At 44.1% G+C, this 10,545-nt stretch carries 14 protein-coding genes and 2 pseudogenes; 12 read left to right on the top strand and 4 right to left on the bottom strand.

Annotated elements, in window-relative coordinates; translation table 11 throughout:
• Both HMPREF3047_RS00080 and HMPREF3047_RS00075 read left to right on the top strand, forming a co-directional pair.
• Positions 1–526: pseudogene (locus tag HMPREF3047_RS00080) on the top strand (hypothetical protein); the annotation flags it as partial.
• Positions 527–825: 299 nt separating this feature from the next.
• Positions 826–1,788 (top strand): IS110 family RNA-guided transposase, encoded by a 963-nt coding sequence (locus HMPREF3047_RS00075; protein ID WP_070711712.1) that lies wholly within the window; start codon positions 826–828, stop codon positions 1,786–1,788.
• Between the two features lie 174 nt (positions 1,789–1,962).
• On the opposite strand, the gene HMPREF3047_RS00070 is transcribed toward HMPREF3047_RS00075, so the two are convergent.
• Complete coding sequence (locus tag HMPREF3047_RS00070) at positions 1,963–3,135, bottom strand: alpha-hydroxy acid oxidase (RefSeq protein WP_070711708.1); 1,173 nt, start codon at positions 3,133–3,135, stop codon at positions 1,963–1,965.
• Between the two features lie 359 nt (positions 3,136–3,494).
• Here HMPREF3047_RS00070 and iscR point away from each other — a divergent pair, with 359 nt between their 5' ends.
• The 9 genes from iscR to iscA all read left to right on the top strand — a co-directional run bounded on the left by iscR (position 3,495) and on the right by iscA (position 7,850).
• Positions 3,495–3,941 carry a Fe-S cluster assembly transcriptional regulator IscR gene (gene iscR, locus HMPREF3047_RS00065; RefSeq protein WP_003746476.1) on the top strand — a complete coding sequence of 149 codons (447 nt, stop codon included), beginning with the start codon at positions 3,495–3,497 and terminating at the stop codon, positions 3,939–3,941.
• 51 nt (positions 3,942–3,992) lie between these two features.
• Positions 3,993–5,207 carry an IscS subfamily cysteine desulfurase gene (locus HMPREF3047_RS00060; protein ID WP_049329436.1) on the top strand — a complete coding sequence of 405 codons (1,215 nt, stop codon included), beginning with the start codon at positions 3,993–3,995 and terminating at the stop codon, positions 5,205–5,207.
• Positions 5,208–5,313: 106 nt separating this feature from the next.
• Complete coding sequence (locus HMPREF3047_RS11515; RefSeq protein WP_225905478.1) at positions 5,314–5,736, top strand: hypothetical protein; 423 nt, start codon at positions 5,314–5,316, stop codon at positions 5,734–5,736.
• Between the two features lie 4 nt (positions 5,737–5,740).
• The gene (locus HMPREF3047_RS11465; RefSeq protein WP_210399744.1) at positions 5,741–5,956 is read left to right on the top strand and encodes a hypothetical protein; all 216 of its coding nucleotides are present in this window, start codon (positions 5,741–5,743) and stop codon (positions 5,954–5,956) included.
• A gap of 9 nt (positions 5,957–5,965) precedes the next feature.
• Positions 5,966–6,343 (top strand): Fic/DOC family protein, encoded by a 378-nt coding sequence (locus HMPREF3047_RS00050; RefSeq protein ID WP_210399745.1) that lies wholly within the window; start codon positions 5,966–5,968, stop codon positions 6,341–6,343.
• Positions 6,344–6,532: 189 nt separating this feature from the next.
• Complete coding sequence (locus tag HMPREF3047_RS11510) at positions 6,533–6,661, top strand: hypothetical protein (protein WP_256388723.1); 129 nt, start codon at positions 6,533–6,535, stop codon at positions 6,659–6,661.
• A 70-nt stretch (positions 6,662–6,731) separates the two neighbouring features.
• Positions 6,732–7,118 (top strand): Fe-S cluster assembly scaffold IscU, encoded by a 387-nt coding sequence (gene iscU / locus HMPREF3047_RS00045; protein ID WP_003674559.1) that lies wholly within the window; start codon positions 6,732–6,734, stop codon positions 7,116–7,118.
• A 95-nt stretch (positions 7,119–7,213) separates the two neighbouring features.
• Positions 7,214–7,459 carry a recombinase RecA gene (locus HMPREF3047_RS00040; RefSeq protein WP_070625608.1) on the top strand — a complete coding sequence of 82 codons (246 nt, stop codon included), beginning with the start codon at positions 7,214–7,216 and terminating at the stop codon, positions 7,457–7,459.
• Between the two features lie 70 nt (positions 7,460–7,529).
• The gene (iscA, locus tag HMPREF3047_RS00035) at positions 7,530–7,850 is read left to right on the top strand and encodes an iron-sulfur cluster assembly protein IscA (RefSeq protein ID WP_003680782.1); all 321 of its coding nucleotides are present in this window, start codon (positions 7,530–7,532) and stop codon (positions 7,848–7,850) included.
• Here iscA and HMPREF3047_RS00030 read toward each other — a convergent pair.
• Positions 7,810–8,032 (bottom strand): annotated as a pseudogene (locus HMPREF3047_RS00030) (alternative ribosome-rescue factor A). The gene iscA and the pseudogene HMPREF3047_RS00030 overlap by 41 nt on opposite strands.
• Before the next feature lie 79 nt (positions 8,033–8,111).
• Here HMPREF3047_RS00030 and hscB point away from each other — a divergent pair.
• Entirely contained in the window at positions 8,112–8,612 is a 501-nt protein-coding gene (gene hscB, locus HMPREF3047_RS00025; RefSeq protein WP_070711703.1) for a Fe-S protein assembly co-chaperone HscB, read from the top strand.
• A gap of 107 nt (positions 8,613–8,719) precedes the next feature.
• Here hscB and HMPREF3047_RS00020 read toward each other — a convergent pair whose 3' ends face one another.
• Positions 8,720–9,292, bottom strand: a complete 573-nt coding sequence (locus tag HMPREF3047_RS00020) for a 50S ribosomal protein L25/general stress protein Ctc (RefSeq protein WP_063075835.1) — start codon at positions 9,290–9,292, stop codon at positions 8,720–8,722.
• Positions 9,293–9,357: 65 nt separating this feature from the next.
• Positions 9,358–10,341, bottom strand: coding sequence for a ribose-phosphate pyrophosphokinase (locus HMPREF3047_RS00015; protein ID WP_141745186.1), 984 nt, complete (start codon positions 10,339–10,341; stop codon positions 9,358–9,360).
• Positions 10,342–10,545 lie beyond the last annotated feature (204 nt).

Here is a 10,545-nt window from a genome sequence, read left to right as displayed (position 1 = left end):
AAACAACATGAGCAAACGATTTAGCGCGGACGAACAACAAACGACGGCCACAACTGCCGCGTCTTCTGACGTAGATGGTACGTCTGAACCCCAAAATACCGCTGCTCCTGCTGATATAGGGCAAAACCTCAAACCCGAAGACTTTGTGCCAACGCTCGCCGAAAAGCCCGAAAGTAAACCCATTTATAACGGCGTCCGCCAAGTCAAAACATTTGAGTACCCCGTCGGCTGCGTCGATGGTGGCAAAAGCGGATGTACCTGCTATTCATCGCAAGGTACACCGTTGAAAGAAATCACTAAGGCAATGTGCAAAGACTACGCCAGAAACGGATTGCCGTTCAACCCATACAAGGACGAACAACAGGCAGCACAACAGCAACAGACCGCACCACAGACCGCCTATGAGCCTGAAAAAGGGCAAGTGCTTACGATGGGTGGCAAAAGCCCTCAAAACCTGATGTATGACGGCTATGTAGAGGCAGGGGAACAATTCCAGCAACGTGGAGGGACTGTCGGATCTAATTAATCAAGCTGCTTTTTACTGTGTTGATGTAGCCCTAAAGGCGGAATCAATATGGTAAAAAGTAGCACGGGGTGCGGGAACTCCCGCTACTTGAATAATAGGATAACTATCCGAAGCTGTAAGCCCTTTTATTCAGACGGCTTACAGGTTCGGATTAGCTACCCGAACCGAAAAACGCCCATCTTGAAACGGCCTAAGTCATCAGACTGTAGAAAAGATGAAGAGGGCGTTTTTTTGTTGTCTGAAAATTGAGTAGCATCAAAGAACACATAAAAGTGTGAATCTGCATAGTAAGGAAAATTATGAGAAACGCTGTCGGTTTGGATATATCGCAAAACACTTTTGACGCTGCCGCTATTGTCAATGGGCAACGTAAGCAAGCCCTGTTTGACAACAGCATCAATGGCTTTGAAAGCTTCAAAGCCTGGCTTGACGGTTTTGACTGTGAATTGCATATATGCATGGAAGCAACCGGCAATTACTTTGAAGACGTTGCCGACTATATCGGCCAGTTTTACATCGTATCCGTTATCAACCCTTACAAAATTAGTGAATACGGCAAAAGCCGTTTTCACCGCACAAAAACGGACAAACAAGATGCAAGGTTGATTGCCGAATATTGTCATACGGCCATGCCCAAAGACTTACCCGCTCGGCAAAAAATAAGCATAGGTCATTATCGCTTGAAACGTTTATTGGCTTTATATGAACAGCTTAAAACCCAAAAGACCGCCCAAAAGAACAGGCTGAAAGTAGCTAAAGACGATTTTGTTAGAAAAATTCATCAAGTTCAAATCCAAGAATTGGATCAACACATTCAGCAAGTCGAAGCAGAAATACAGGCAATCACAAATAGCAATCAAGACTTGAAAGCTGTTTCAGATCGTCTGCAAACCATTCCGGCTATTGGCAAACTAACAGCTGCTATACTCACAAACTATTTACTTAGTGGCGACTTTAAAACCGCTAATCAATTCACCGCCTTTGCCGGCTTGAATCCGCAACAAAAAGAATCAGGAACTAGCGTAAAAGGTCGTTCAAGCATGACACGCTACGGAAACAGACGGCTAAAATCAGCCCTGTTCATGCCTGCTATGGTTGCGCTCAACAGGAATTACTTTCCCGATTTTGTTAAACGTTTGAAAGCCAAGAATAAACCAAAGATGCTGATATTAGGTGCGCTTATGCGTAAGCTGCTTGTCGTGGCCTACTACGTTTACAAAACACAAAAACCTTACAATCCTGAACGCTACAAACCTGCATAATGTTTGTATAAAATAACAAAGCTGTTTTTGCCTGAATGTCAATCAAAAACAGCTTAAAACGCTTGCGCCCTGAGTAATTACATAAAATAAATATCAAGATAAATTAACATGATATAAAAATTACTCGAAATAGGGCTAGACGGCTAAAGTAGCATCTTTTCTTATGTTTAAAAATTAAAATTCATCTTGAGCCCAACGCGTAGAACGCAAAATGCTGGAATCCACATCTTGAATATTGCGATGACCGGTAAATGCCATGGAAATATCCATTTCTTTATACAGGATTTCCAGCGCACGGGTTACACCTTCTTCACCATACGCCCCCAAACCATACAGGAACGCCCGGCCAATCATCGTACCTTTCGCACCCAAAGCCCAAGCCTTCAAAATATCCTGACCGCTGCGGATACCGCTGTCCATCCAAACCTCGATGTCGCTACCTACCGCGCTGACCACATCAGGCAAAGCCTTAATGGCAGACACAGTATCGTCAAGCTGACGGCCGCCATGATTGGAAACGACCAATGCGTCCGCGCCGCTTTTCGCTGCCTTTTCCGCGTCTTCAGGCTCCATAATGCCTTTGATAATCAGCTTGCCGCCCCACAAATCCTTAATGCGCGCCACATCGTCCCAGCTCAGGCGCGGGTCGAATTGTTCGGAAGTCCATGAAGACAGCGAAGACAAATCGCCCACGTTTTTCGCATGACCGACAATATTGCGGAAAGTGCGACGTTCCGTGTTCAGCATTTTCATGCACCATTCGGGCTTAGTCGCCAAATTGATTAAATTGGCAATGGTCGGTTTCGGTGGCGCAGACAGACCGTTTTTAATGTCTTTGTGGCGTTGACCCAAAACTTGCAAATCGGCAGTCAATACCAAAGCCGAACAATTAGCATCTTTTGCACGCTTAATCAGGTTTTCCATAAACTCGCGGTCGCGCATCACATAAAGCTGAAACCAAAACGGCGAGCTGGAGTTTTCAGCCACATCTTCAATCGAGCAGATGGACATGGTGGAAAGCGTAAATGGAATGCCGAATTTTTCCGCCGCACGTGCCGCCAAGATTTCGCCGTCGGCGTGCGCCATACCCGTGAAACCGGTCGGCGCAATCGCTACCGGCATTTTCACATCCTGCCCAATCATTTTGGTTTCGAGACTGCGTCCCTCCATATTAACCAATACCTTTTGGCGGAAACGGATGTCTTTAAAATCCGAAGTATTTTCACGATAAGTAGTTTCCGTCCAAGAGCCTGAGTCAATATAGTCATAAAACATACGCGGCATTTTACGTTTGGCAACAAGGCGCAAGTCTTCGATACAGGTTATTTTGCTTAAATCACATTTCATTGTCGATTGCCTCTGTTCAAGTAAAGACGGATGGTTCAGGCCGTCTGAATATTTCAAACAACCCTTTGCTCTGCTCCATCAAAACAACTAAATTTTAAGAATAATTTTGATAATCTATATCACTATCAATATTAAATCAAAACATTTTAACCCTGATATTTGTAGGGTTGATAGCCTTTTTTCAGACGGCCTTAAATCCAAATTACAGAAAAATAAAGAAAATATTTTCCAATTTAAAAATCAGCCAATGCCACCATTTAAACAAACAATCAAACCGAGCTGCCACATACTTGACTGAAACACTCAGATATTAGACAATTCCCCCACTAATAAAAACGCCCCACACAGGCAACCATACCATGAGACTGACTACCAAAGGGCGATTTGCAGTAACCGCCATGATAGATTTGGCGATGAACGCGCAAACAGGCGCTGTCAAACTCAGTGCCATTAGCGAACGACAAAGCATATCACTCTCCTACCTCGAACAATTATTCAGCAAGCTGCGCCGTGCCGGATTGGTTGAAAGCCTACGCGGCCCAGGCGGAGGCTACATCCTTGCCGCTCCCGCCGAGCAAATCAATATTGCACAAATCATCTCCGCAGCCGAAGACCGACTGGATGCCACACAATGCGGCAGCAAAGCAAACTGCCACCACGGCGCCCCCTGTCTGACCCACGACCTTTGGGAAAACTTAAACAAAACCATCAATGACTACCTCAGCGGCGTTACGCTGCAAAGCATCATTGAACAAAAAAACTGCAGCGACAGCAGTCATGTCGTTACCTTTACACACATTCATTAAACCGACTTGCGGCAAAGACCGCAGGCAGATGACCAAACGAAAGAGCAAACCATGACCGTCAAAACCCCCGTATACCTCGACTACGCCGCAACCACTCCCGTTGACCGCCGCGTTGCCGAAAAAATGATTCCCTACCTGTCCGATATTTTCGGCAACCCAGCTTCTAATAGCCACAGCTTCGGTTGGGAAGCAGAAGAAGCCGTAGAAAAAGCACGCGCAGACATTGCAGCCCTGATTAACGCCGACTCCAAAGAAATCGTTTTTACCAGCGGTGCGACCGAGTCCAACAACCTCGCCATTAAAGGCGCGGCGCACTTCTACAAATCCAAAGGCAACCACCTCATCACCGTGAAAACCGAGCACAAAGCCGTGCTCGACACCATGCGTGAACTCGAACGCCAAGGTTATGAAGTAACTTACCTGGACGTACAAGAAAACGGTTTGGTTGACTTAGACGTACTGAAAGCCGCTATCCGCGAAGACACCATCCTCGTTTCCGTAATGTGGGTAAACAACGAAATCGGCGTGGTTCAAGACATTCCTGCCATCGGCGAAATCTGCCGCGAACGTAAAATCATTTTCCACGTTGACGCAGCACAAGCATGCGGCAAAGTACCTGTCGACGTTGAAGCCGCCAAAGTTGATTTGTTGTCCATGTCCGGCCACAAAGTATACGGCCCTAAAGGCATCGGCGCCCTGTATGTACGCCGTAAACCACGCGTCCGCCTCGAAGCTCAAATGCACGGTGGCGGCCACGAGCGTGGCTTCCGTTCCGGCACATTGCCGACCCATCAAATCGTCGGTATGGGCGAAGCCTTCCGCATTGCCAAAGAAGAATTGGCACAAGACACTGCGCACTACCTGAAACTGCGCGATATTTTCCTCAAAGGTATCGAAGGCATCGAAGAAGTCTACATCAACGGCGACCTCGAACACCGCGCTCCAAACAATCTGAACGTCAGCTTCAACTTCGTCGAAGGCGAAAGCCTGATTATGGCAGTCAAAGAACTCGCCGTATCCAGCGGCTCCGCCTGTACTTCTGCCAGCCTCGAACCAAGCTACGTCCTGCGCGCACTCGGCCGCAACGACGAATTGGCACACTCTTCCTTGCGCATCACCTTCGGCCGCATGACCACCGAAGAAGAAGTCCAATTCGCAGCAGAACTGATTAAATCCAAAATCGGCAAACTGCGCGAACTGTCGCCGCTGTGGGAAATGTTCAAAGACGGGATTGATTTGAACTCGATTGAATGGGCAGCGCATTAAGATTGATGTCAAACAAAGGCTGTCTGAGAAAGTGAGTCTGATTTTTGAATACAGTAAAACACTTTTTATAGACAGTCTTGTATGCTATTTTCATAGAAAGAATACCATGAAAGTTAAAATTATTAATTTGCCAAATGGTTATAAACGTATTATTTATGGAAAATATTTCGAACAATTTGACTTAGATTATGAACAAGATTTAGACGTATTAAAAAAAGATATTGAATTTGCTTTATCTGTTATTGAATACAATCGATCTATATTCAATAAATTCTCTTCCTTATTTAAGAGTAAAAATATTTTTGTTTATCAAGGAGGACATCATCTTGATATTATTGATCGTGATAAAGGAAGTTTGGAATGGTTAACTATTGAAGATCATTGGACAAAAGATGTTGATGATATCACTGGTTCATGGAAAATGGAGAATTTAGAAATTAGTCGACAAACTCAATATGCAATGCAACTTCTAAAGATTGGTAAAACAAATATTGAGAAAGAAATAAGAAAAATTAAACAAAGGTTCTAAAAAAATGAGTAAATACGGTGGTGAAGACATAATCTATATGAATGATGGTGTATTTAGAAATAAATTAGCCATTCAAGATCCACTTAAATTAGAAAAGGTCGAAAGAGACATTTCTGCTATTTCCGCCCAAAATCTGCTTTTGCAACCCATTACAGGCAATTTCGATTTGGCGCATTTACAGACCATTCATCGCGAACTGTTTGGCAATGTTTATGATTAGGCAGGAGAAATCCGGCGAATTGATATTTCCAAAGGTAATACCCGATTTGCCAATTTTGCTTTTATCGAAAACGAAAGCCGTACACTTTTGGAGAAGCTGCAAAGCGAAAACTATTTGCGGGGGTTGGATAAAGATAAATTCGCCGAGCGTGTGGCCTATTATTTGGGCGAGTTGAACGTCCTACATCCTTTTCGTGAAGGAAACGGCAGAACATTGCGCCTGTTTATGACGCAATTGGCAATAAAAAACGGTTTGCAGATACATTGGCAAAATATCTCTGCCGAACAAATGATTCAAGCCTGTATTCAGGCATACCATGTCGATAGCAGCTTATTGGCACGCCTAATTTTAGAAAATTTAGAACAATCGTCTTTTTCAGACGACTAAAACATCAACAAACCACGATATTTTAAGCAAGCGTAGGTTGGGTTGGAAACCCAACGAGTCTATTAAAGCGCCTGAAATGTTGAGTTTAATAACCCAATCTACCTATAAATAAAAAAGGTCGTCTGAAAATCCCCAAAGACCTTTTCAGACGACCTAAAAGCCACCACATTAAAATCAAGGATACAACCCATGAACGAACAAGAAATCGACCTCGACAATCTCGACAATCTGCTCGAAGATTTTGACGACGTTACCGTAGAAGGCGGCGTTGATTCAGAGAATGATGACGGCTGCGAAGGCGGTGCGTGCAAAATCTAAACTTCAGGTCGTCAGAAAACCGGCAAACAAACCACTTAAACCATCAAAAAAACATTAAGGAAACCACATCATGGCATACAGCGATAAAGTAATCGATCACTACGAAAACCCTCGCAACGTCGGCACTTTCGACAAAAACGACGAATCTGTCGGTACCGGCATGGTCGGCGCACCGGCCTGCGGTGACGTAATGCGTCTGCAAATCAAAGTAAACGATGAGGGTATTATCGAAGATGCAAAATTCAAAACTTACGGTTGCGGTTCTGCAATCGCTTCTTCCAGTCTGATCACAGAGTGGGTTAAAGGCAAAAGCCTTGACGATGCACTGGCAATCAAAAACAGCGAAATTGCCGAAGAGTTGGAATTACCTCCAGTTAAAATCCACTGCTCCATCTTGGCTGAAGATGCGGTAAAAGCGGCCGTTGCAGACTATCGCAAACGTCAGGAAAACAAATAATCTTGTTTGCCAGATACTTATTAATACCTAAATCGGCTTGATAGGCCCAACTTGCCATATAGTGCGCCAGTACCTGCAAAATCAAAGAAGACGATATGCCTTTTACTGATGAAGAAATCCAATCCCTACTTGCTGTCAAAGGCATAGGTAAAACCATATTGCAGCGTTTGCAGCAAATGGGATTGGATGATATTGCCACACTGGCGGTTGCGGATTTAGACGATATTTTGGAACAGGGCGCACAATTGACCGGCTCGACTTGTTGGAAAAACAGTCCGCAGGCAAAAGCTGCCATTGCCGCCGCAATAGAGTGGACAAAACAGCGTTTTCAGACGGCCTGATAGTTCAAGAGGCCGCCTGGAATAAAAAAGCAGGCAAAACAGAAAATGATTGCGAAATGAGGAAAAAAGCATGATTACCATCACAGAAAACGCAGCCAAATACATCAATAACTACCTGACCAAACGCGGCAAAGGATTGGGCGTGCGCTTAGGTGTAAAAACCAGCGGCTGCTCGGGCATGGCATACAACCTTGAATTTGTCGATGAAGCGAACGAGGACGACCTGATTTTCGAAGAACACGGCGCACGCATTTATATCGACCCGAAAAGCTTAGTTTATCTGGACGGCACGCAAGTCGATTACACCAAAGAAGGTTTGCAGGAAGGTTTCAAATTTGAAAATCCGAATGTCAAAGACTCTTGCGGCTGTGGTGAGAGCTTCCACGTTTAAAATATGAAAAATGGCGGGAAAGTATCAAAACCATCCCGCCATTTTTTGGCTTCTTGCCTATTATAGCTGCCCTTGCCTTTTCTTTTTCGTTCTACTTTGTGTCGGAACAAATCAGATTTGACTAAGGCTTTTAAGGCATTGTCTCGTATCTTGCCTTTATTGTGTTGTACCTTACCGGTCATATTGTTTTCCTTTCGTATAAACAGTTTCCAGATTATATCGTAAAATAATCCTCTTCTTTAGATTTTTTCCTTTAATATCATGTCTCAATACTTCAACCTCTTCCAGCTTGAGCCATCTTTCAATATTGATACCGAAGCACTCGAACAAAGCTATCGGGCTTTAGCTGCCCGATTTCATCCTGATAAATTTGCTTCTGCTTCAGCTTTTGAGCAGAAACAAGCCGTTATGATGTCTTCTACAATCAATGATGCCTACCGCACATTAAAAAACCCTATTGATCGGGCCGCTTATCTCTTGAAAAGCCAAAATATCGATGCTGATGCACCTGAACACACTTTGTTTTCACCAGAATTCCTCATGCAGCAGATGGAATGGCGGGAAACATTGATGGATGCACAAATGGAACAAAACCATGATGCCATCCGAGCACTGGATCAAGAAATCCAAGAAGTACAAAGCAACCTATATCAAGATTTGCAACAAGCATTTGAACAACATGATTATGAATCAGCCGCACAATGGGTACGGCATGGACGCTTTCTTAATAAACTTCGCAAAGAAATTGCTTCAATCTTATAAAGTACATTGCTGTTACATTTGCCTAAGTTTTATAGCAAATGATTTTATATGCAAAACAAAAACCGTATCAGATAAATCTGATACGGTTTTCTTATATTAACTACCTATTAGCGTTTTTTACCGGTAACAGTAGCAACAGCCAGGTTTTCGTTACGTTTCAGAGAAACGCTTTCAACACCTTCTGGCAATTTGATGTCTGACAAGTGCAGAATGTCGCCGGCAACTACTGATGCACAATCCAACTCCAAGAAAGCAGGAATGTTTGCAGGCAAAGCAACTACTTCAACAGAAGTGTTCAACAGAGATACGCGACCACCTTGCAATTTAACAGCTTGAGAGTTTTCAGCGTTAACAATGTGCAGAGGAACGCGGATACGTACAACTTGGTCAGCTTTTACAGCTTGGAAGTCGATGTGTTGAACTTCGCGACGGAATGGGTGCATTTGGAAGTCACGCACGATAACGTCTTTAGTTTCACCGTTCAAAGACAGTTTAATCAAAGCAGTATGGAAAGATTCTTTTTCCAATGCGTAGAATACAGTTTTGTGGTCTACAGCGATAGCAACAGGCTCTTGACCTTCACCGTACAGAATGCCAGGGATTTGGCCTTCGCGACGCAGGCGGCGGCTCGCACCAGTGCCTTGGGCTTCGCGAACAGAGGCTTGAATTTCGTAAGTCATGTTTAATACTCCAATTTAGATAAAATCGTCGTCATCGGCCGCGACCAGCTTAAGACGACATGGGGTTATGGCAGCAACATGCCGCCAGTCATCACATCTTCATTGAAAAGATATGAGACGGATTCTTCATTGCTGATACGGCGTACCGTTTCAGCCAGCAAACCGGCAATGGTAACTTGACGGATGCGTTCACATTTTTTAGCTGCTTCAGACAACGGAATCGTATCTGTTACAACTACTTGGTCAATTTCGGAAGAAGCAATTCGATTCACTGCTTCGCCGGAGAATACTGCATGGCTGGCGTATGCCAGTACACGATCTGCACCGCGCTCTTTCAGGGCAACGGCTGCTTTACACAAGGTGTTTGCCGTATCAATCATATCATCTACAATCAAGCACGTACGGCCTTGAATATCGCCAATAATGTTCATCACTTCAGCCACATTGGCTTTAGGACGACGCTTGTCGATAATAGCCAAATCAGCATTTAAAGATTTAGCAACAGCACGTGCACGTACAACACCACCGATATCGGGGCTGACAACAGTCAGATTTTCGATACGTTGTTGTTTAATATCGTTCAATAAAATCGGGGTGGCGTAAATATTATCTACCGGAATATCGAAGAAACCTTGAATTTGGTCGGCATGCAAGTCAACAGTCAATACGCGGTCAATACCTGCTGAGTTCAACATATTCGCTACCAATTTAGCAGAAATCGGTACACGAACAGAGCGAGGACGACGATCCTGGCGAGCATAGCCAAAGTAAGGAATTGCGGCAGTAATACGACCTGCGGAAGCACGTTTGAGTGCATCGGCCATAGTCAAAATTTCCATCAGGTTGTCATTGGTTGGGGCGCAGGTAGGTTGCAAAATAAACACATCGCGACCACGCACATTTTCCAGCAATTCAATGGCTACTTCGCCATCAGAGAATTTGGAAACGGTGGCTTCACCGAGTGAAATATCCAAATGTTTGACAACACGTTGCGCCAATTCCGGATTTGCATTACCGGTAAACACCATTAAACTGTCATAAGCAGCCATATCTTCACCTGATTCTAGATTTGATTTACGCTCAGAAAACATTACGCTTCCCTCTGCCCCATGTCTAAGACACTAATTATGCGATTATACTCGTAAAAACGGGTAAAAAAAAGTTTTTCAGCGTTATTTTGCTCTTAGCGTAAAAAAGCGTGTAAGAAAACTTACACGCTTTTATTTGGCTGGGGAGGAAGGATTCGAACCTTC

It is taken from the genome of Neisseria sp. HMSC075C10, assembly GCF_001815615.1.
GTDB classification, from domain to species: Bacteria; Pseudomonadota; Gammaproteobacteria; order Burkholderiales; family Neisseriaceae; genus Neisseria; species Neisseria subflava_A.
Note: the sequence above shows the minus strand (reverse complement) of the source record. Positions and strands in the feature narration are given on the sequence as shown.